The sequence below is a fragment of the Pseudomonas sp. PONIH3 genome (assembly GCF_002934345.1).
In the GTDB taxonomy this organism is placed as follows: Bacteria; Pseudomonadota; Gammaproteobacteria; order Pseudomonadales; family Pseudomonadaceae; genus Aquipseudomonas; species Aquipseudomonas soli.
Genome location: NZ_CP026386.1, coordinates 6105886 through 6128088 on the forward strand (window position 1 = coordinate 6105886; position 22203 = coordinate 6128088).

A 22203-nucleotide genomic window follows, 5' to 3' on the forward strand; every position below is an offset into this window, starting at 1 on the left:
TACGCCATGCTGAAGATCCTGGTGCGGTTGTACCTGGTGATCATCGTCGCCTATGCCGGGGCGATCGCGCTGATTCCCGACACCATCGTCGGCTTGTTTCACGATCGCTTCATGGCCTACAACCTCGACCAGGCCAAGGGCGTGCAGACCCTGATCGTGCGTCAGTTCCAGCAGACGCCGCGGGAGCAATGGCCGACGGTGGAAAAGGAACTGGCCGCGGCGTTCAAGCCGTTGGAGGTGCGCTTGCTGCGCATGGACGACGCCGAGCTGAGCAGCGAGGAAAAGGCCCGGCTCGAGCATGGCCTGTATGTGGTGCGCATGGCCGACTGGGGCTACTACGAAACGGCGCTGGCGCCGCTGGACCAGGACTGGCTGGTGCGCCTGCACTCGCCGGACGACCCGTTGGACATCAACGTGCTGTCCTGGGGCGTGACCGTGCTGATCGGCGCGGCCATGCTCGGCTGCCTGCTGCTGTGGGTATGGCCGCACTGGCGCGACCTCGAGCGCCTGAAGGACACTGCCCGGCGCCTCGGGCGCGGCGAGATGTCCGAGCGTACGCATATCTCGCCGCGCTCGAACATCGGCGAGCTGGCCGGGGTGTTCGACACCATGGCCAGCGACCTGGAGCGCCACGTCAACCAGCAGCGCGAACTGCTCAACGCGGTGTCCCACGAGCTGCGCACACCGCTGACCCGCCTGGACTTCGGGCTGGTACTGCTGTTCGACGAGGTACCGCCTGCCAGCCGCAAACGCCTGCTGGGGCTGGTGGGCCATGTGCGCGAGCTGGACGAGTTGGTGCTTGAGCTACTGTCCTACAGCCGCCTGGAAAGCGCCGACCAGGCCCGCGAGCGGGTCGAGGTGTCGTTGCTCGAGCTGGTGGACAGCGTGCTCGGTGGTTTCGCCGAAGAACTCGACGATCGCGGCATCCAGTGGGAGGTGCAATGCGACGCCGACCTGCCACGCTTCGTCCTCGATCCGCGACTGACTGCCCGCGCGGTACAGAACCTGGTGCGCAACGCCATGCGCTACTGCGACGAAAGCCTGCTGCTGCGCCTGCGCCTGGAAGAGGATGGCGCCTGCCTGGTGACGGTCGAGGACGACGGCATCGGCATTCCGGTCGAGGAGCGTGAGCGGATCTTCCAGCCGTTCTACCGGCTGGATCGCAGCCGTGATCGCAATACGGGTGGTTTCGGCTTGGGCTTGGCGATCAGCCGGCGGGCCATCGAAGGGCAGGGCGGTACGCTCACAGTGGCGCAATCTGCGTTGGGTGGGGCGCAGTTCAGGATTCGCTTGCCAGCCGGTTAGTCCACCGGACGAAGCGGTCCTTGCCCGTGTGCTTGGCTTCGTACAGTGCCTGGTCCGCCCGGATCAGCGCCGTGCTCAGGGTATCGCCGCTATCGATCCGGGCCAGGCCGATGCTGATGGTCACCGGGTGTGCCCCGAGGTCCTCGCGCACCCGCTGGCACAGCGCGGCGACCTGCTGCTCGGCAGCGGCCTCGTCCAGCCCCTGGAAGAAGATCGCGAATTCCTCGCCGCCCAGCCGGGCGATCTCGTAGCCGATCATCGCCGCCTTTATGTGCGCCGCCACGCGCTTGAGCACCTCGTCGCCGATGTCATGGCCGAAGCGGTCGTTGACCTGCTTGAAATTGTCGATGTCGATCATCGCCAGGTACTGTTCGCCGGCCTGTCGCAGCTGCTTTTCGGCCTTGGCCATGAACGAGCGACGGTTGGGGATGTCGGTCAACGCGTCGATATAGGCCTGCTCCAGCAGTACCTTGGTCAGGTAGAAGTTGTGCAGCTTGGCCTGGCGGATACGCAGGTAGCTGTAGATCACCAGCCCGCTGAGGCACACCGCGTAGCTGACCAGCATCGCGCCTTCGAGCTCCAGGGCTTCGATACGGGTGTGGAAGAAGGGGTTGAGCATGACCCAGGTGATGCCCATGGCGCAGAAGAATGACCAGCGTCGCACCGGCAGCACCGACACGGTGTACAGCACGGTGGAGACCCCAAGTACCAGCCATACCGGTCGCAGGGCGATGGGGATGCCCTCGATCACCAGGCGCATGGCCAGGGTGATCACCGTCACGAACAGCAGGTTGAGCACGTCGAAATGCTGGCTCCTGCGGGTGAAAGCCAAGACCACGGTGAGGCTGCACAGCAAGGCGATGAACACCCCGGACAGCCAGGTGAAGCCCTGGCCGCCGAGGTAGCTGACGATCAGGTCGAAGACCAGCCAGATGGCGATGCCGATACAGAAGATCAGCAGGCAGAAGCGGCGCATGGCCTCGAATTCGTGCTGACGGAACTCGGCGCGCAGGGCGGCGGGGGCGACCTGTTGGCGGATATGGGCTTCGAGGGTCTTGTACATGGTTGCAGGAGGGATCCTTGGCCTGACGAGTCATGCTGGAGGCACGTTGTGCACCAACCGTTGGCGCAACAGGCAAGCATCACTGCGACTCAATTGCTGAGGGTAGCTGTTTTTTGTCGACCGGCAATCACCTGTCATTTTTGCTAGTTGCATGGCATCAGGTGCAGAACCATAGTCAGGCAAACAGACACCAATTCCCAGCGTGGTGAATGATCAGGATGGAGGGATCTCCAAGCAACCGCACCTCGAAATTGCTGTGCGTCGATGCCCAACGTTCGGTGGTGCGTCGCCATAGCGCAAGCATGCAATCCAGTTGCAGCTACGCTGTATTTGGGTTCGAGCCGGCCAGGGTGCACCAAAGTTGCACAGCGCACGCTGTGTTGGCGTTCAATGGCCAGCGCAAAGAGGCAACGGGCTTGTACCTGATGGGTAACGGTCATCGCGCGTACAACTCGGCATTGATGGTGTTTCTTTCACCCGACCAGTTGAGTCCGTTTGAGGGGGGGGGAATAAATGCCTACGCCTACTGTGGTCTGGATCCGGTTAACTGGCAGGATCTTACTGGTCGGGAGCGGGCAAAGGTCAGTCGACCTCCGAGACTGGCCACTATCTACGATGAACGCTTTGTTCCTGCAAATGATGTAATTGCGGTTGTTTCCAGTGTTCCATCAGGAGCGTTGCCCAAAGACTTAAGGGCTTTATATCAGGAAGTGGAAGCGCTTGGTGGAAATAGGGGCACGTTGCAGGCGAGTATCAATAATAGCTTGAATCAGGCAGCCGAAATGTCCTGGTGGCGTGGGTCGCGTAGAGCGAATGAAAGTGAAAATGCTTCCAGCGTTGTTCTGCCGAAAATGTTTTCGCTTAGCGAAATCGATTCCAGGATACATGCTCTTGAGGTTGATATTACGCGGTGGGTTAATACGCGGTCTCCGGAGGATATGGAGACTATCCAGCGACGTGCTCAAGATCTGCGAAAGACATTTATGTCGAAGCACTCAGAGGGTTGGACTTTCGCGAGTTTGATCAGGCAGTCCATGTCGTTTTTTTCTACCTGAACCACCGCAAGTAAACATTACTTCCAGGTGATATGAAAATGCAGATACGAAAGCTTCTCGCCAGTGATCATCTCCAAAGCGTGTTGTTCGCTCAGTCTGGGATGGATAAAACCGACATTCAATATAGTCCTTATGGCCAGAGGGAAGTGCCGGCTACGCCGCGAACGGGATTCACTGGCCAGCACTGTGAAGTTGATGTTGGTTGGTATTTCCTGGGCAACGGCTACCGTGTCTACAACCCTGTGATCATGCGCTTTCACTCGCCGGATCTTGGGTATAGCCCGTTCGGACGTGCAGGAGTAAACAGTTATGCATATGTCACGGGGAACCCGATAGGGTTGCGCGATCCAAGTGGTTACTATGGGGGAGGGCTTACCGCTATCTCAAGTGAAGGATATCTGTCGGGCGCTACCGCTGAAAGGATATTTTCGTACGCCGTTAATAGTGTTGGTGTAATAGCGCCGCTAGCGCTGTGGACTGAAATGGCTCGGCGAGGGGTGCCCGTTTCAGGATGGACGAAAGTTGCTTTCTTGGCTTCGATTGGTTCAGGAGCCGTTGGTACAGTCGCTCAATTTTTGTCGGATAATGGATTTGAGCATCCAAGTTTGCCATATGCCAAGGCGGGGGCAGCGTTCCTGACGTTAGTATCTGTAGTGGCTGGCGGTGTTCAAGCACATGAAGATAATCGCGCATTTGGGAAAAACCAGCAGAGCCCTGCTGAAAACATGCGGCTGCATGTGATTTCTCCTGCGCCACCCACGGCCGGGGAAATGCCACCTGTCCCCCAGAAGCGTGCCAGAAGACGGTCACCTACGCCAGAGCCGCTCTTGAGTATCCAGAGCGAATCACCTCCTCGCACCCCGCCAGCGGGCCCTAAACGTTACAGTAGGGGCGACCTTGGTAGATTGACCAGATTCGGCTTCCCCTCGATTAAGAAGTAAAGAACGCGGTCCAGCATTGTGATTGTTCGATCAGTTAAGCAGCAGTACGCCCTTCGCCCATGGCCGATAGCGTAATGCGAACACCGCCTCGGCATGGCAATCAGCGCGCAGTATCGGCTCCACTGGCTCGGCACGGAACGCTTGGCCAGGTTTGCTGACCTGGCGAAATGCCTCGCGCACGATGCCCACCCGGCAGGGCAGGGCCTGTTCGTAGCCTTGGCGTACCAGCGGCGCCAGGCGGCCTGTGCCGGCGCCGTCCTGCCACCAGACGTTCAGGCCAAGGCTGGCCAACTGCTCCAGCCACGCACCATTGACCCGCGGCGACAGCTGGCCGGCGCTGAACGCGCTGATATGCAAGGGCTTGTCCAGTTGCCGGTTGAAAGCCTGCAATTGCGTGTGCAGCGCATTGCGCCTGGCCGGGTCGCGAAAGTGCAGGTCGTCCAGTTCCATGGGCAGGTACCAGCCGGCCACCGGCAGCGCCCATTCGGCCTTGAGCTGCTGGTACTGGGTGAGCGAGCGTCCCAGCTGCGCCTTGAAGTAACTGTTCAGGCCTTCGCCGTCGAGCTGTTCGAGGCGCTGGTAGTAGGCCGGATCCATGTACAGACCGAGCACCAGCTCGAGGCCTTGGGCCCGCGCTTCGCGCAGACTCCCGGCCAGCCAGCCCTCGGAGCCTCCAAAGTCGCTGTCGCCGTAGGCGCTCCACTGCACGATCAGGGTCTTGCCGCCCTGGGCCACGGTAGCTCGCCACAGGTTTTGCCACTGCGCCGGGGTGACGTTCGCGTCACGGTTGAGCGGTTGGTAGAACAGGCGCTGGTCGGCCTGGGCGGGTAGCCACAGGATCAGCAGGCAGAGAGCCAGGAAGCTACGCATCAGAAGTTCATCTCCACACCCAGCAGCACGCCGTTGCCGCGTTCGTAGAGGTTGCCGCCCAGTGCCTGCTGGTACTCGGCGCGTACTTTCAGCGAGCCGCGATAGGCGTTGTAGCGGTCGTCGTCGAACCACCACTGCCAACGTACGCCGACCCCGGCGCGGGCGTCCTGGCGCCAGTCGTTGCTTGGGTCCTGGCTGGCAAACTCGAGGAAGCCGTAGGGCATGATCGTCTGCGGCGACTGGCTGGGCAGTTTCCACGCATGGCCCTGCTGGAAGCGCGACAGCCAGGCATGGTCGCCGGCGCGGGTCCACCAGGCGGCGTCGAGGTAGAGGAAGCGCTCGTCCCAGTCGTCCTCGTCGATACGCCAGTCGTTGCGGTACTTGCCCTGATCCAGGAACGAAGCCGTGGCGCGCAGCAGCAGGTCGTTGCTCGATTCGGCGTTGTGACGCAGGTCGCCCCAGTTGCCGCCGACCTTGGCCGGGCTGAGCAGTTCGCCCAGGCTCAGGCCGCTGTAGTGCGTGCTGTCGATCTGGCGCTGGTGGTACAGCTCGGCGTACAGGTTGAGGTTGGCCTGGCCGAGCGGCTTGTAGCGCAGGCCAACACCGGTGCCCATGCTCTGCGCGTAGTCGGTGCGGCTCTGGCCACCGAACAGCACGCGGCCATACACCGACAGGGTGCTGCCATTGCGGCTGGGCTCTTCGCCCAGGGCGTGGTCCCACATCGCCAGTTGCACGTTCTGCGAGCGGGCCCGGCGCGAGGTGCCGCTGCGTTCGCCGGTGTCGAGGAACTTGTCGTTGGTCGAGGTGCCGGCGGGCGACCAGGTGCTGGCCAGGGTGATGCTGTCGCGGCGCGACAGGGATTCATGGGCGCGGCGCTGGCGGTACTTGCGCGCCTCCAGGCTGCCGTACTCATCGTCGCCGTCGACCAGGTTGCGCTCCACGTCCAGTACCCGGCGCAGCTCGCGGCGGGCCGAGGCACTGTCCTCGACCTCGTCGTAGCGCAGGGCCAGGGTCTCGCCCAGGCGGTAGTCCTCGGGGAAGTCGCGGGTGGCGCGCTCCAGGTAGGGTATGGACTGGCGGCGTTGCTGCTTGTCCGCCGAGCCTGCCAGGCGCATGCCGTAGTCGGCGCGGTAACGCGGCTGGTCGGGCGCCAGGCGCACGGCCTCGGCCAGCCAGGCGCTGCTCTGGGCGCTGTCGCCAGCCTGCTGGGCGGTGCCGGCGGCGGCGTAGTAGTGATCGGCGCGCGGAGCATGACGCAGCGCTTCGCGCTGGAAGGCCAGGGCCTGCTGCGGGTCGCCCTGGCGCTGGGCAATGGCGGCGCCCAGCGCCCAGTCGTCGGCACTCTGGTGCGCCGCCGCATCCCAGTGGCGGCGGGCGGCGTTGGCGTCACCGGCGTTCAGCGCGCCACGGGCGGCGGTCAGGCGCGCATTGTCGGTCCAGGCGCTGGCCGGCAGGCTGTTCCAGATCGGCAGCGCCGCCTGGGAGTCGCCGGAGGCTTCCAGGGCGTAGGCCAGGGGCAGGCGACTGCCGCTATCGCCCAGGCGTTCGGCTGCCTGGTAGTAGACCACCGCTTCGCCTGGCTGATCAGGCATGGCGCAGCGCCCCAGGGCGCGATACTGCCCGGCTTCGACCGGGGTGGCCGGGATGGCCTTGCGCACGGCGTCGCACTGGCCGGCTTCGGCCAGGCGGCCCAGTAGCTGGCCACGGGTGACGGCATCGACTCGTGGCACCAGGGCAAGCATGCGCGGACTGTCCAGCGGGCCGTCGTTGCGTGCGTAGAGGTTGCCCAGGCGTTGCAGCAGCGAGGGCGTCAGCCTGCCCTGATGACGCGCGTAGGCGTTGTCGAGCAGCTGCCGGGCGCGCTCGCTCTGGCCGCTTTCGAGCAGCATGAAGCTGGCTTGTTCCAGGGCGGCGAGATCGCCGGTCTGTCGGTAGCGTTGCTCCCACTGCGCCGCGGTGCGCGGTTGCGCAGGCTGCGCGGGGTCGCCATACAGGCGTTGCCTGAGGATGGCATAGCTGCGCGGATTGTCGCGGGCCTGGCATTGGCCGAGCTGCTCGCGGGCCAGCTTCAGGTCCTTGTGGGACAGCCAGTCGACGGTCTCCAGGCACGGGCGTTGCAGTTCATTGCTCAGCTGGCGCACCAGCGGCGCATCATCACCTTCACGGGCCAGCTCCCACAGCTGCTGGCGCTGCTCGGGGTGCTGCAGTTGCTCGGCGGGCAGGCTCTGCAGCCAGCGCTCGGCCTGCTGGTTGTGGCCCATGGCGATGGCGCGGTTGGCCATGGCCAGGCGGGCGCGGGTCGCCGCGTCCTGGGAAGGTGCGCTGGCCAGGAGTGAGTTCAGGCCCTTTTCATCGAGCTGCTGGATATACGCATTGGCCAGGCGCTGCCAGTCCTGCGGGGGCAGTTGGCCCTGGTCGGCCAGCGGCTGCAGCTGGTCGATGGTCTCTCCCCAGTTGCGCAACTGCTCGGCGAAGTTGGCCCGGGTCATGCGCAGCACCATGCCATCGTCGCGTACCGGCAGATGGTTGAGCCACTCCAGGGCCTTGGCCGCGCCGCCGAACTTGGCCAGGCTGACGCTGTAGGCCTGCCACAGGCGCACGCGCTGCTGGCCCTGGCTGTCGGCGAGCCAGGCCTCCACCTGGCTCGCGGCCGGCGGGTCCTGTTCGATCCAGGTCAGGCGCAGCTCCAGCAGGGCATCGGCGTGTTCGGGATTGTCGTCGAGGTCCTCGGCGATGGCCTCGGCTTCTTTGTAGCGACGCTGATGGGCCAGGGCTTCGGCCAGCAAGGCGCGGGCTTCGTTGTTGTTCGGCACGCGCCCCAGCACGTGGCGGGTCAGGCGCTCGACCTCGGCCCAGTTGTCCTTCTGCGCCTCCCGATAGCCACGCTCCATGAACGGGTAGCTGGTGAAGCGCTGGAAGTCGGTCATCGGCTTGGTCGGCGCGGCCAAGGCGGAAGAACACAGCAGCAGGCTGGCGATGGTCAGGGAAAGACGGGGCGTCATGCCACCTCCCGGGTCAGGTCGTAGGCGGCCTGCTGTTCGCTGGCCTGCTCGGCGAGGGCTTGCTGCAGCACCTCCTCGGTGATGATGCCGCGGGCGATCAGGTGTTCGCCCAGGCTCTGCTGCTCAGGGTTGAAGTCGATCAGGGCCTGGTTGAACAGGGTCACCGGCACCATGCCGCGCACCTGCAGCAGCGAACCGAGCATCACCTGGTGGGTGCCGACCCTCTCCAGCAGCGCGGCATCGTCCTGGTGACGTTCGAGAACCTCGAGCATTTCCCGGGTCTCGGGTTTCTGCCAGGGGCTCGGGTAGTGATAGCGCAGGCCCAGGGTTACGCGCCCCTGCGGCGCCAGGCGGGCACGCACCGGGCGCTTGAGCTGGCGGCTGATGACCCCCAGCGAGACCTGGCTGACCGGGCTTTCGCTGGCCAGCACCAGGGTGTCGCCGTCTTCGTCCACCGGCAGCACGCCGTAGTGGGTGGCGAGCTTGCGCGGCAGCTTGGCGATCAGCGCCGGGGCGATCTTGAACGGATTGAGCGGTGCCCAGGGCAGGTCCAGTTGCTCGGCCAGGGTCTCGACCAGCTGCTCGCTGGTGAGCCAGCCGCGCAGCAGCAGCTCGCGGCCGAGGCGTCGGCGTACCGGGCTGGTGATGGCCTGCTCCAGCTGTTCTTCGCTGATCAGGCCTTTCTCCACCAGGCGATGGCCCAGCGGGGTGCGTGCCGGGGCGGCGAGGGCAGGGAACTCGTGGGTGGTCTTGTCCCAGGCCACCCGCCGCGAATCGCCCATCTCCATCACCTGGCGCAGGGCGCGCAGGTTGGCGAAGAAGTTGACGAAGTTGCTCCACATCATCCGTGGTGCCGAGAGCAGGCCTTCGAACACGCCGTAGTAGCGGGTTACGAACCAGAATCGCTGGAACAGGCGGTTGAACAGCAGCAGGCCGTTGAGCCACAGCAAGGTGCTGAGCAGCGTGCTGTCGCTGAGGATCGACATGAACCGCCACGACTCCGGCGCGATCACCGTGACCAGCCACATCGCCAGCAGCACCAGCAGCAACAGGTTGACCAGGAAGCTCAGCAGGTAGGCGAACAGCCCGCGGCGGTCGCGCCAGAGGAAGTAGTTGAGCGCGCCCTTGCGGCTCCAGCCGAGGTTGCTGGTGCCCTGGAACACGATGCCGACGATCCACCGCGATTTCTGGCGGATGGCGTGCTGCCAGTCACGGGGGAAATGCTCGCGTACGCAGATCACCTGGGCGAACTCGCGGCTCATGCCGGGGCGCCACTCCTGTTTGAGGGCCAGCGCCGGGTCGGTAATGGAATAGCGGGCGAAGATGCATTTCATGCCTTTCTGCTTGAGGCGGAAGCCGATGTCGTAGTCTTCTGTGAGGCTCTGCACATCGAAGGCGATGCCGTCGCCGTCCTCCAGCAGCGCGCTGATCGCCCGGCGGCTGAAGCAGGTGCCGACCCCGGCGCTGGGCACCTGGCCGGTGAGCGCCTCGCGCACGATGACGTCCTTGCCGTGGTTCTCGGCGAACTCGTCGACGTAGTGGCCGGCGGTGAAACCCTTCCATTCCGGGGCGTAGGGGTACACCGGGATCTGGATCATGTCCTTGTTCGGCAGCAGGTAGTTGAACAGGCGCAGTTCCATGGGCGAGATGACGTCCTCGGCGTCATGCAGGATGAAACCGGCGAACTCGATGCGCGCGTCCTGCTGGAAACGCAGGATGGCGTCGATGATGTTGTTCAGGCAGTCGGCCTTGCTGGTGGGGCCGGGACGGGCGCAGACCACCTTGTGCACGTTGGGGTAGTGCAGGCACACGGCGTCGACGTCGGCCTGGGTCTGCGGGTCGTTGGGGTAGGTGCCGACGAATATCTGATAGTTCTCGTAGTCGATGGTGGAGGCGGCCAGGCGCGCCATCTCGCCGACCACGCCGACCTCGTTCCAGGCCGGCACCATGATCGCCAGGGGCTTTTCCGGCACCTCGAACAGGCGCTTCTCATCGGCCTTGTCGAACTTGTCGTAGATGCGGAAACGTCGGATCAGCTTGCGGCCCCAGTAGCACAGGTCGATGAACAGGTCGTCCAGGCCCAGCAGGAACATCAGCGTCGCCAGGACGATGGCAAGGATCTTCAGGCCGAACAGGACGTAGGTGAGGAAATCGATGAAGGCCAGGCTCATGCGTTGTCCCGTGCGGCGGATTGCTCGGCGAACCAGCGGCTCAGGCGTTCGGCGATGCGCTCGCTGGCGTGGCCGTCGCCGAAGGGGGTGTAGACCTGGGCCATGCGCTCATAGGCGACCGGATCGTCCAGCAACTGACTGGTCTCCTGGACGATGCACTCGGTGAGCGTGCCGACCAGCTTGACCGTGCCACCCTTGAGCACCGCGGGGCGCTCGGTGACCTTGCGCAGCACCAGCACCGGCTTGCCCAGCGCGGGGGCCTCTTCCTGCACGCCGCCGGAGTCGGTGAGGATGATGTGCGCGCGGTTCATCAGCCAGACGAAGTGCGGGTAGTCCTGGGGCGCGACCAGATGGATGTTGTCGCGGCCCGAGAGCACGCTGTACACCGCGTGCTGCACCTGCGGGTTGAGGTGCACCGGGTAGAGGAACTGCACGTCCGGGTAGCGCAGGGCCAGTTCGGCCAGGGCCAGGCAGATGCGTTCGAAGCCGCTGCCGAAGTTCTCCCGGCGGTGGCCGGTGATCAGCACCATGCGCTGGTCGTCGCGCAGCACATTGAGCGGGGAGTCGGCGGCGGGGCGCCAGTTGTCCTTGTTCAGCTTGTCGCGCATCCACAGCAGGGCGTCGATCACCGTGTTGCCGGTGACCTCGATGTGCTCGGGCGGCACCCCTTCGCGGATCAGATTGGCGTCGGAGTCGCGGGTGGGGGTGAAGTGCAGGTCGGCGAGCACGCCGGTCAAGCGCCGGTTGGCTTCCTCGGGCCAGGGCTGCTGCAGGTTGCCGGTGCGCAGGCCGGCCTCGACATGGCCGATGGGAATGTGACGGTGGAAGGCGCCCAGCGAGGCGATGAAGCTGGTGGTGGTATCGCCGTGGACCAGGACGATATCGGGCCTGACCTGTTCATAGGCCTGGTCGAGCTTGTCCAGCAGGTCGCGGGCCAGGCCGTTGAGGGTCTGGTTCTGGGTCATCACCTGCAGCTCCTGGTCGACCTCGAGGCCAAAGGCGGTGAGGACCTGTTCGAGCATTTCGCGGTGCTGGCCGGTGGAGCAGATCTGCAGGTCGACCTCGGGCCAGTCGCGCAGGACGCGGGCCAGCGGGGCCATCTTGATCGCTTCGGGGCGGGTACCGAATACCATCATCACGGTGTAAGCCATCGTGTAGTTCCTCGTTCGATTCCCTGGACGAAGTTGTACGACGTGTCGCTGCTTGCAGTCATAGATACAAGCAGTGGATCACAGGGTTGTCCAATGCGCGGCATGCCTGCGGCGAGTGCCGGGCAGGCCGTGGCCGAGCGGGCGCGGGGCATGGGTAATGCCGGTGGTGGAAGGCGCCGGACGCCAGGGGTGGGTGTTGCGGAAACGTTTATGCTAATTTTTCTTGATTGAACGGTCAGTCAATAAAGTATTTCTGACTTTTTCTTGCGGCGTTCTTCTTGTAGTTTTGCAGGTCTTTTCTTCAGGGAGCTGAACATGCAAGGCAAGGCGCGCAAGGTCGTCCAGGCCATCCTTTACGAGGCCATCGCCGTGGCCTGCGTGGCGCCGGTACTGGAGCTGGCATTCGGCGCGGGCATGGCGCAGTCGACGGTATTGTCGATCCTCATGTCGGGCATCGCGATGAGCTGGAACATGGCCTACAACTGGGCCTTCGAGCGCTGGGAGGCGCGCCAGCACCAGCGCAGCCGCACCTTGCTGCGGCGCCTGCTGCATGCCTTGGGTTTCGAGGGCGGGCTGGTGCTGATCCTGCTGCCGCTGGTGGCGTACTGGCTGGATATCGGCCTGTGGGCGGCGCTGGTCACCAACCTGGCGTTGTTCGTGTTCTTCTTCGTCTACGCGTTCGTGTTCCAGTGGGGCTTCGACAAGGTTTTCGACGTGCCGGTTTCGGCGCGGGAAGCGGCGAAGGGCTGCTGATTCGGAGTTGTGCAGGGGATTGGGCGACTGCCTTGCAGCGCCTGTGAGATCGAGCGCCGCCCGCGCGGCGCTCGATCTCAAGAACGCCGCAACACTTTCGCCGAACACCTCGAAACACTCCCTCATCTGCAATCCCCAGATTTCCCCTTTACCCGCCGCATCGCCATAATCCTCCATCCACATTTGCCAGGCCCCGCATCGATGCCGCGCCCGATCATCCTGCCGCTCGCCGAGAACTACCGCCATGGCGAGCACATCGCCCCGCACTGCCATGATCGCGCCCAGTTGATCCATGCCATCAGTGGCGTGGTCACGGTCAGTGCCCGCGAGGGCAACTGGGTGGTCCCGCCGGGGCGAGGCGTGTGGGTACCGGCGGCCGTCGAACACGAACTGCGCATGGCCGGCGTGGTGCGCATGCGCACCCTGTTCGTCGACCCGGGCGCGCGCCCGGACCTGCCGCGCCAATGCCAGGTGATCGAGATCTCGCCGTTGCTGCGCGAGCTGATCATCCGGGCAATGGACATAGCTCCTGATCATCCGGCGCAAGGCCGCGAGGCGCGAATCATGCAACTCATACTCGATGAAATCCGCGTGCTCCCGGTGTTCGCCCTGCATGTGCCAAGCCCGCATTCAGCGCATCTGCAAAGGTTGTGCGAGGCGCTGCGCCAGGCGCCGTCCGAGGACTGGGGCCTGGCCCGCGCAGCGGCCCACAGTGGCCTGAACCCGCGTACCCTGACCCGCGCCTTCCAACGCGAGACCGGCCTGAGCCTGGTGCAGTGGCTGCGGCGCATGCGCCTGTTGGCCAGCCTGGATGCCCTGGCGGCCGGGCAGTCGGTGCTGGAGGTGGCGCTGGACCTGGGCTACGACAGCCCAAGCGCGTTCAGCGCGATGTTCCGCCGTACCCTCGGGGTGTCGCCATCGGTCTACTTCGGCAGGACCGCCGAGCGCTGGTAGGCCAGCCCCGGTGCTTCGTCCCAGCCGCCGCCCAGCGCGGTGAACAGGTTGACCTCGGCCAGCAACTGCGCCAGGCGATCACTGATCAGGCCTTGCTGGGCGCTGAACAGCGAGCGCTGCGCATCGAGGAACGTCAGGCTGCTATCGATGCCGGTGCGGTAGCGGTTCTCGGCCAGGTCGTGATAGCGCTGGCTAGCCTCGACCAGGTCGCGCTGGGCCTGCAGTTGCTGCTGGTAGGTGGTACGCGCCGCCAGCCCATCGGCCACCTCCTGGAAGGCGGTCTGGATCGATTTTTCGTAGCGCGCCACCTGCATGTCCTTTTGCAGCTTGGCGTAGTCGAGGCTGGCGCGCAGGCTGCCGGCATTGAACAGCGGCATGTTCACTTGCGGTTGGAACAGCCAGCTGCCGGTGCCGGCATCGAACAGGTCGGCCAGCTCGCGGCTGCTGCTGCCGGCGTTGGCGGTCAGGCTGATGCTCGGAAAGAACGCCGCCCGTGCCGCGCCGATGTTGGCGTTGGCGGCCTGCAACTGGTATTCGGCCTGGCGGATATCGGGCCGGCGTTGCAGCAGGTCGGCGGGCAGGCCGGCCGGCACCCGGGCGATCTGCTCGTCGGCCAGGGGCAGGGGCGGCAAGTGCTCATCGACCTGCGCGCCGACCAGGCGCTGCAACTGGTTGAGATCCTGGGCGGCCAGGCGGGTATAGCGCGCCACGGCGGCGCGGGTGCTGTCGACGCGGGTGGTGGCCTGGATCTGGTCGAGCGCCGACAGCGTGCCGGTGCGGCGCTGGCGTTGGGTCAGGCGCAGGCTTTTCTCGTCGGCCTGCAAGGTCTGGCGCGACAGGGCCAGTAACTCCTGGTCGGCGCGCCAGGTCAGGTAGGCGCCAGCAACGCTGCTGATCAGGCTGAGCTCGGCGCCGCGCCGGGCTTCGTCGGTGGCCAGGTAGGTCAGCAGGGCCTGGTCGCTGAGGCTGCGCAGGCGGCCAAACAGGTCCAGTTCGTAGGCGCTGATGCCGACGGTGGCCGATTGCTGGGTGCTGATCACGCCCTCGCCACCGGTACGTCGCCGGGGCAGATACTGGCGCGTGCCCTGGGCATTGGCGGCGATCTTCGGCAGCAGTTCGGCGCGCTGGATGCGGTACTGAGCGCGGTACGCTTCGGTATTGAGCAGGGCCACGCGCAGGTCGCGGTTGTTGGCCAGCGCGGTGTCCAGCAGTTGGCGCAGTACCGGGTCGCGGAACACTCCCGGCCAGTCGCGAGGCAGCGCCGTGGTAGACGGTCCGCCTCTGTAGGCGGGGCCGCTTGGGTATTGCTCGGCGCTAGGAGAGGGAGGGCGTTGGTAGTCGGGGGCCAGGCTGCAGCCGGACAGTACAAGAGCAAGCAAGGGCAGGGTGATTCGCGGCATGGCAGGGTCTCTGGGTTCAGGTGCCGGCCATCCAGCGGGCCAGGCCGTGGCGTCCGCTGACACCGAGCTTGGCGGTGGCGCGTTTGAGGTAGGTCTCGATCGAGCTGCTCTTCACGTTCAGGCGCTGGGCCATCTGTGGCACCGTGCCGCCGGTGAGCAGGCCGATGCACACCTCCTGCTCGCGGCTGGACAGGCGGATTGCGTCTTGCTCCAGGCGCTCGGTGAACACCTGGCGCAGCGACCCGGCCTCATCGGGCAGCAGGCCGCCCGGTCGGCGATTGGCCGCCTGCAGGAACAGCTGGGCGTGATGCTCGACCAACGGCAGCAGTGTGTCGGACAGGCGCTTGAGCAGCGACAGCTCGGCCAAAGAAAACATTCCCTCGCTGCGTAACCGTTGGCAGCAGATGACCCAACGTCGGTTGCCGCTGCGCGATACCAGGTTGCACTGGTGCACGGGGGCGTTTATCTGGATCAGCAGCGGGTCTTCCATGCGCATGATGCTTTGCAGCAGGGGGTGGCGCAGAGGCTCCTGAACCGGTGTTTCCTCGGGGCGGCCGGCACTGCCCAGTACCTTGACCTGGCGGATGCTGGCCTGGTCGCTGTCGAGGGTCCACTCGCTGAGGTCGAGCCGATGGATCGGCACCTGGTCGCCGATCAGCTGGAGCATCTGTTCGGCGAAGGTGCTATCGCCGGTGCTGGCAACCAGTGCCCCCAGTTGCAGGTACAAGTGCGGGTCGTGGCAGTGTTCGAGGCTGTCGATCAGCTTCATGTGCTTGTCTTCCTTGATCCGGTAACGCGGCGGGTCTCGCGGTCGAGTCCTCTCTGTGCTGGGGCTTGGCGCTATTGAATAGCAGGCTCCGAGCCTGCGTCTGTAGCGGAAAGCGGGGACAGGAAATGCCAATTAATCCGATAAGAAAAGTCGGTGTTTCGCCGCCTATAGACCCTGTGAATCAATGGATTGTCGGACAATTCGTGCTGGTAAGCGGCGAGATCGGCGGCGTTCGCCACGTTCGCGCATGCGAGTAGGCCGCTGTCGGCTGCCCGGTAGCGTCAATGTCCTACAAAAGATTCCGCAGGCTCAGGCCGAGCAAAAGCACCCTTGCCATTGTCCGGGTTTGGGGGGCCATACATGGGCTTGGGGGGGTGCTTGAATCCGTGGACGCCCCCTGTTTCAAGGAAGATCCACGCCATGTCCGCCGCCGACACATTCCCCCTGACCTGCGCCCAGCGCGACATCTGGCTCGACCAGATCAGCCATGGCGACTCACCGCTCTACAATGTCGGCGGCTATCTCGCGTTCGATGGCACTGTTGACTGCGACCTGCTGCGGCGCGCGCTGGACCATCTGGTTGGGCTGCACGACGGGCTGCGCATGGTGCTGGTGCCTGAGGCCGGGGAGGATGGCGTGGCCCGCCAGCGCTTCCTGCCCCAGATGAGGGTGCCACTGGACGTGCACGATCTGCGCGGGCAGACGGCGGCGTTCGCAGCTGCGCAGTGCCTGGCCAAGACTTTGCTGCAGCAGCCTTTCACCCTCGACACCGGGCCGCTGCTGCGCATGGCAGTGCTGCACATCGATGCCGAGTGCAGCTTGCTGATGGCGCAGGCTCATCACTTGATCCTCGACGGCTGGGGCCTTGAGCAACTGCTCCATCTGCTGGGTCAGTACTACGGCCTGCTTGAGCAGGGGCAGGTATTGCCAGGCACGGCACCGTCCTACAAGGCGTTCATCGAAGATGACCAGGCCTACCAGGGATCGGCCCGCCAACAACGCGATCTGGCTTACTGGCTGGGGCGCTACGCACAGCTGCCGGATGCGCTGCTGCGGCCCAGAGAGCGGGGGCTGCCCCTTGGCGCCACGCCAAGCCATGCCCTGGAGCGCAGTTTCGATGGTGCCCTGCTGGCCCGAATGCAGAACCTGGCCGACGCGCTGCAAGGGTCGGTAGCCCATGTGCTGCTGGCAGCCTTGCATGTGTGCTGCGCCAGGGCCTGGCAGCGCGACGACTGGGTGGTCGGCCTGCCGGTGCGCAACCGTGGAAGTGCGCGGGCCAAGGCCACGCTGGGCCTGTTCGTTCAGGTAAACGCCTTGCGCATGGACTTCGGCAGGACCTTGAGCTTCGCCGAGTTGGTACGCGGCATCGGCGATGCGCTTAGGCGTGACCTGCGCCACCAGCGCTTGCCGCTGAGCGAGTTAAACCGTGCGCTGGGCTTGTCCCGCGAGGCGCGCGGGCAGTTGTTCGAGATCACCGTGTCCTACGAGCAAGAGCGCCACGACTTGCGTTACGGCAGCCTCGGCGCGCACAGCGTCAAGGTGTGCAACGACCACGAACCCACGCCGTTGTCGCTCTACCTGCGCAGTAACCCGCACAATGGCAAGGCCTGGCTGCACTTGGTGTACAACCAGGCCTGGCTGGCACCCGAGGACGTCGAGGTGTTCAGCACGCGCCTGCTTCATGTGCTGGCCCAAGGGCTCGAGCAACCCCAGGCGGGCATCGACAGCTACGACCTGTTGCTTGCCGAGGAACACCAGCGCCTGCGCCAGTGGAACGCCACCGCCCAAGACCCCGAGGGCCCGACCCTGATTCACCGCCGTATCGAAGCCCAGGCCGCAACACGCGCCGAGGCGACGGCCGCCGTGCATCAGGGGCGCAGCCTGAGCTATGGCGAGCTGAACGACCGCGCCAACCAGCTTGCCGTGCAGCTACTGGCCATGGGCGTGCTGCCAGAGCAGCGGGTGGCGGTGCTCGCCCGGCGTGGCCTGGACACCCTGGTCGGCTTGCTTGCGGTGCTCAAGGCCGGCGCGGCCTATGTGCCGGTGGACCCGGCGCACCCGAGCGAGCGCCTGCAGTACCTGATCGATGACTGCGCACCGACGGTGGTGCTGACCCTCTCAAACCTGCGTGACCGCCTGCCGGTCACCAACGTGCCGGTTATCGAGCTGGACCGCCTGCTATCGGCCACGGCTGGGCTGGCCAACCCCCAGGTAGAGCGGCTGTCCGGCGCCAACCTGGTCTACGTGATCTACACCTCCGGTTCCACCGGCCAACCCAAGGGCGTGATGGTCGAGCACCGCATGCTGGCCAACCTGGTCGACTGGCACTGCGCCGCCTTCGATCTGCGCCCTAACAGCCATACCTCCAGCCTGGCCGGTTTCGGCTTCGATGCCATGGCCTGGGAAGTCTGGCCAGCCCTGTGCGCCGGCGCGACGCTGCACCTGGCGCCGGTGGGCGAGGGGGGCGAGGATATCGATGCGCTGCTGCGCTGGTGGCGCGCCCAGCCGCTGCAGGTCAGCTTCCTGCCCACGCCCGTGGCCGAACACGCCTTCGCCCAGGGCGAGCCACACCCGACCTTGCAGACCTTGCTGGTCGGCGGCGACCGCCTGCGGCGCCTGGCGCGGGAGCGAGGTTGCCGGATCATCAACAACTACGGCCCGACCGAGGCCACGGTGGTCGCCAGCGCTGGCGAGGTATGCCCGGGGCAGGTGCTGCATATCGGCGCGCCGGTGGCCAATGCGCGGCTATACGTGCTGGACGCCCAGGGGCGGCAACTGCCGGTGGGCGCCGTCGGCGAATTGTACATTGGTGGCGCGGGGGTCGCCCGTGGCTACCTGAACCGCCCGGATCTTACCGCCGAACGCTTCCTCGACGACCCCTTCACCCAGCAGCCCGGGGCGCGGATGTACCGCACAGGAGACCTGGTGCGCTGGTTGCCCGAGGGCACTCTGGAATACCTGGGCCGTAGTGACGACCAGGTGAAGATTCGTGGGGTGCGAGTGGAGTTGGGCGAGATCGAGAGCGCGCTGGGCTGCCATGAGAATGTGCGCGAGGCCGTGGTGCTGCTGCGTGACGGGCAACTGGTGGCCTGGTATGTAGCAGGGCAGGTGCTTGACCCGCTGGACCTGCACGAGCACCTGCGCAAGCGCTTGCCTGCGGCCTTGCTGCCGACGGCCTATGTGGCGATGGCGGCCTGGCCGCTCACCACCAATGGCAAGCTCGACCGGCGCGCCTTGCCGGCACCGAACCGTGAAGCCTTGGTACGGCGCAGCCACGAACCGCCGCAGGGCGACCTCGAACAGCGCTTGGCTGCGCTGTGGGCCGAATTGCTGGAGGTGGAGCAGATCGGGCGGCATGATCACTTCTTCGAACTGGGGGGCCATTCGCTGCTGGCGGTACGCCTGATCGAGCGCATGCGCCAGGCAGGGCTGCACGCCGATGCCCAGGTGCTGTTCGGCCAGCCGACCCTGGCCAGCCTCGCCGCGTCGCTGGGCAGCGCCCCCGCACAAGCGGTACCGGCCAATCGTGTGCCGCCGGGTTGCCAGCGCATCACCCCCGAGATGCTGGCCTTGACCCACCTCGACCAGGCCAGCATCGACCAGATCGTCGGCACGGTTCCGGGCGGCGCGGCCAATGTGCAGGAGATCTACCCCCTGGCACCATTGCAGGAAGGATTGCTGTACCACCATCTCACCGACGAGCGCGATCCCTACCTGCAACAGGCGCTGTTCGCCTTCGACAGCAGGGCGGCGCTGGAGGCGTTCAACCAGGCCCTGGCCGGGGTCATCGAACGTCACGATATCCTGCGCACCAGCCTGGCCTGGGAAGGCCTGGCGCAGCCCCAGCAGGTGGTGTGGCGCCAGGCCGGGCTGCAAGTGAACGTCCTCGGGCCCGGACCTGGCGAAGCGGCCGTGCGGCTGCGCGAACAGGGGCTGCGATTGGACTTGCGCCAGGCGCCGATGATGGCCTTGAGCTGTGTGGAGGACAGTACCCAGGCGCGATGGTTGGGCCTGCTGTATTTCCACCACCTGGTTAACGACGCGGTCTCGGTACAGGTGCTGTTTGCTGAATTGGCGACGCTGATGGCAGGCGAAGGTCATGCACTGCCTGTCCCGGTGGCTTACCGCAACTACGTGGCGTTGAGCCGCGATGAGAGCCGGCAGGCGAGCCATGAATGCTACCTGCGCGAGTCCTTGGCCGGGGCAGAGGCGCCGCCGCGGTTGGCCGGCATGGCTGAGGGGCCGGCTGTGATGGCGCATGTCGAAACCTGCGTCGTCGACTTGCCTGAGGCCCTGGCCGCCACCCTGCGCCAGAGCACGCGCCAGCATGACGTTGGCCTCGGCAGCTTGATGCATCTGGCCTGGGCGCAGGTGCTGGGGGCGTTGGGCGGCCGTGACGAAGTGGTATTCGGCACCGTGTTGCTGGGCCGGATGATGGCCGGCGAGGGCGCCGACCGAGCGCTGGGCATGTTCATCAACAGCCTGCCGCTGCGGGTGTCACTGGTGGAACGCAACGTGGCCCAGGCCTTGGCTGGAATCCACGGCCAGCTGGCGGAGTTGCTTGCGCATGAGGACGCGCCATTGGTCCTGGCCCAACGCTGCAGCGGCCTGCCGGCCGGCGTGGCGCTGTTCGACAGCCTGCTCAATTATCGGCATGGCGCGGCGCAGACTGCATCGTTGCCGGGCGTGACGCTGCTTGAGGCCAGCGAGGTGCACAGCCATGCCCTGGTGCTGACCGTGGACGAGCAGGGCGATACCTTGCGCCTGGGCGTGCGCGCACCCCGTGAGCTGGGCGCCGAGCGCGTGCTCGGGCATGTGTCGTGCGCGCTGCGGGTCTTGGCCGAGGCACTGGCCAGCGAAGCCCCGGTGGCGCTGGAATCGCTGTCGACCTTGCCGGAGGACGAGCGCCGCTACCTGCTGGAAATCGTCAACGCCACCGAGCTGGCGCTGGACCCTGGGTACCCGCATCTGCCTGCCCTGTTCGCCGCCCAGGTGAGGCGTGCGCCGGATGCCGTGGCGCTGCAGACCGAACAGACGCAACTGACCTACCGCGAGCTCGACGCCCAGGCCAATCGCCTGGCGCACCACTTGATCGGCCTCGGCGTGCGGCCCGACACCCGGGTCGCCGTATGCCTCGAGCGCGGCGTGGCGCTGATCGTCGGCCTGCTGGGCGTGCTGAAGGCCGGTGGCGCCTATGTGCCGCTGGACCCCGACCACCCCGACGAGCGGCTGCACTACCTGCTCGCCGACAGCGCACCGCTGGCGCTGTTGGTGCAGGGCGCCACCCGCGGCCTGTTCGATGGCCAGCCAACACCGCTGGTGGACCTGGACCAGGGCGCCTGGCAGGCGCACAGCGACCAGGCGCCCGCGCTGGCGGAGCTTGGTGGCGGGCACCTGGCCTATGTCATGTATACCTCGGGCACCACCGGCACGCCGAAGGGCGTGATGGTCGAGCACCGCGGGCTGTGCAACCTGATGCGCTGGGGCAGCGACCTGTGCCCGCCGCAGGCCGATGATGCGTTGCTGCAACGGGCGCCGTTCAGTTTCGACGGTTCGGTGTGGGAGCTGTTCTGGCCGTTGTGCGCGGGGCTGCGTCTGGTGCTGGCGCGTCCCGACGGTCACCGTGATCCGGCCTACCTGGCGCAACTGATCGAGGCCCGCAGGGTGACCACCGTGAAGTTCGTGCCGGCCTTGTTGCATGCATTCCTCGACACCCCGGGCGTGGAGCGCTGCACCAGCCTGCGCGATCTGTTCTGCGGTGGCGGCGAACTGACCCTGGCACTGGCGCAGCGGGTGCGCGAGCGACTGCCCCAGGTGCGCCTGCACAATGTCTATGGCCCCACCGAGGCCACCGTCGACAGTACCGTCTGGACGCTGGAGCCGGGGCAACCACTGCCCATCAACGCTCCCCCGATCGGGCGGGCGATCGCCAACACGCGCCTGTATGTGCTCGATGAGCATGACCGGCCTGTACCCGTGGGCTGCCCTGGTGAATTGCACATCGGCGGCATAGGCGTGGCGCGTGGCTACCTGGGCTTGCCGGTCCTGCAGGCCGAACGCTTCATTCCCAGCCCGTTCGTGGCCGGTGACCGGCTGTATCGCACCGGCGACCTGGTGCGTTACCGCGCCGATGGCGAGCTGGAGTTCCTGGGCCGCAACGATTTCCAGGTCAAGCTCAATGGTTTGCGTATCGAACCGGGCGAAATCGAGGCGCTACTTGCGAGCCACCCGGCCCTGGGCCAGGCCGTTGTGCTGGTGCGCGATCATCGCCTGGTGGCATATGCCAGCTGCCGCGATGGCCACGCCGCGCCCGCGCTGGAAGCGTTGCGTGCCTACCTGCTGGCGCGCCTGCCGGCCTACATGGTGCCGTCGGCCTACGTGCTGCTGGCCGAGCTGCCGCTGAGCGCCAATGGCAAGGTCGATCGCAACGCCTTGCCGGTGCCGGGCGCTGCGGCGGTAATCAGCCGGGCCTACCAGGCACCGCGCGATGAGCTAGAGCAGACGCTGGCGCAGATCTGGACCGAAGTGCTGAAGATCGAGCAGGTCGGTCGCGACGACAATTTCTTCGAGTTGGGCGGGCATTCGCTGCTGGCGGTCAGCCTGGTGGCGCGCATGCGCCAGGCCGGCTTGCACGCCGATGCGAGGTTGCTGTTCAGCCAGCCGACGCTGGCGGAACTGGCGGCCAATACGCGGCGCGATCAGGTACAGGTGGAGATCGCCCAGACCACCGTCCCGGTGCTGAAGGGCAGGCGGCGGATCTGATGGAGTA

Annotated in this window: 13 protein-coding genes; 6 read left to right on the forward strand and 7 right to left on the reverse strand. The window is 65.8% G+C overall.

Going from position 1 to position 22203, the window contains the following annotated elements:
- Window positions 1–6 precede the first annotated feature (6 nt).
- Window positions 7–1305, forward strand: a complete 1299-nt coding sequence (locus tag C3F42_RS28345; RefSeq protein WP_038706349.1) for an ATP-binding protein — start codon at window positions 7–9, stop codon at window positions 1303–1305.
- Here C3F42_RS28345 and C3F42_RS28350 read toward each other — a convergent pair.
- The gene (locus tag C3F42_RS28350) at window positions 1280–2368 is read right to left on the reverse strand and encodes a diguanylate cyclase (protein WP_104445192.1); all 1089 of its coding nucleotides are present in this window, start codon (window positions 2366–2368) and stop codon (window positions 1280–1282) included. The genes C3F42_RS28345 and C3F42_RS28350 overlap by 26 nt on opposite strands.
- A gap of 302 nt (window positions 2369–2670) precedes the next feature.
- On the opposite strand from C3F42_RS28350, the gene C3F42_RS28355 reads away from it, so the two are divergent.
- Window positions 2671–3423, forward strand: a complete 753-nt coding sequence (locus C3F42_RS28355; protein WP_177410860.1) for an RHS repeat-associated core domain-containing protein — start codon at window positions 2671–2673, stop codon at window positions 3421–3423.
- A 101-nt stretch (window positions 3424–3524) separates the two neighbouring features.
- Window positions 3525–4364 (forward strand): RHS repeat-associated core domain-containing protein, encoded by an 840-nt coding sequence (locus C3F42_RS28360; RefSeq protein ID WP_256586314.1) that lies wholly within the window; start codon window positions 3525–3527, stop codon window positions 4362–4364.
- A gap of 30 nt (window positions 4365–4394) precedes the next feature.
- On the opposite strand, the gene C3F42_RS28365 is transcribed toward C3F42_RS28360, so the two are convergent.
- Genes C3F42_RS28365 through wecB form a run of 4 tightly spaced genes read right to left on the reverse strand, consistent with a single transcriptional unit; the run spans window position 4395 to window position 11558 of the window.
- Window positions 4395–5234 (reverse strand): DUF4434 family protein, encoded by an 840-nt coding sequence (locus C3F42_RS28365; protein WP_104445195.1) that lies wholly within the window; start codon window positions 5232–5234, stop codon window positions 4395–4397.
- Window positions 5234–8236: a phage receptor gene (locus C3F42_RS28370; protein WP_104445196.1), complete on the reverse strand. Its 3003-nt coding sequence runs from the start codon at window positions 8234–8236 to the stop codon at window positions 5234–5236. Before C3F42_RS28370 ends, C3F42_RS28365 begins: the two co-directional genes overlap by 1 nt.
- Complete coding sequence (gene nrfB, locus C3F42_RS28375) at window positions 8233–10407, reverse strand: cyclic di-3',5'-guanylate-activated glycosyltransferase NrfB (RefSeq protein ID WP_038706347.1); 2175 nt, start codon at window positions 10405–10407, stop codon at window positions 8233–8235. The genes C3F42_RS28370 and nrfB overlap by 4 nt, the downstream gene beginning before the upstream one ends.
- Window positions 10404–11558: a non-hydrolyzing UDP-N-acetylglucosamine 2-epimerase gene (gene wecB / locus C3F42_RS28380; protein ID WP_104445197.1), complete on the reverse strand. Its 1155-nt coding sequence runs from the start codon at window positions 11556–11558 to the stop codon at window positions 10404–10406. The genes nrfB and wecB overlap by 4 nt, the downstream gene beginning before the upstream one ends.
- Window positions 11559–11873: 315 nt before the next feature.
- Here wecB and C3F42_RS28385 point away from each other — a divergent pair, with 315 nt between their 5' ends.
- The gene (locus C3F42_RS28385) at window positions 11874–12311 is read left to right on the forward strand and encodes a PACE efflux transporter (protein ID WP_023633207.1); all 438 of its coding nucleotides are present in this window, start codon (window positions 11874–11876) and stop codon (window positions 12309–12311) included.
- Window positions 12312–12512: 201 nt separating this feature from the next.
- On the forward strand, window positions 12513–13265 hold the full coding sequence (locus C3F42_RS28390) for a helix-turn-helix transcriptional regulator (protein ID WP_038706346.1): 753 nt from the start codon (window positions 12513–12515) through the stop codon (window positions 13263–13265).
- On the opposite strand, the gene C3F42_RS28395 is transcribed toward C3F42_RS28390, so the two are convergent.
- Together C3F42_RS28395 and C3F42_RS28400 are read right to left on the reverse strand one after the other, a co-directional pair.
- The gene (locus C3F42_RS28395) at window positions 13235–14665 is read right to left on the reverse strand and encodes an efflux transporter outer membrane subunit (RefSeq protein ID WP_104445198.1); all 1431 of its coding nucleotides are present in this window, start codon (window positions 14663–14665) and stop codon (window positions 13235–13237) included. The genes C3F42_RS28390 and C3F42_RS28395 overlap by 31 nt on opposite strands.
- A 16-nt stretch (window positions 14666–14681) precedes the next feature.
- On the reverse strand, window positions 14682–15434 hold the full coding sequence (locus C3F42_RS28400; RefSeq protein ID WP_104445199.1) for a helix-turn-helix transcriptional regulator: 753 nt from the start codon (window positions 15432–15434) through the stop codon (window positions 14682–14684).
- A gap of 420 nt (window positions 15435–15854) precedes the next feature.
- On the opposite strand from C3F42_RS28400, the gene C3F42_RS28405 reads away from it, so the two are divergent.
- A complete protein-coding gene (locus C3F42_RS28405) occupies window positions 15855–22196 on the forward strand; it encodes a non-ribosomal peptide synthetase (protein WP_104445200.1) in 6342 nt (2113 codons plus the stop codon).
- Window positions 22197–22203: the final 7 nt, after the last annotated feature.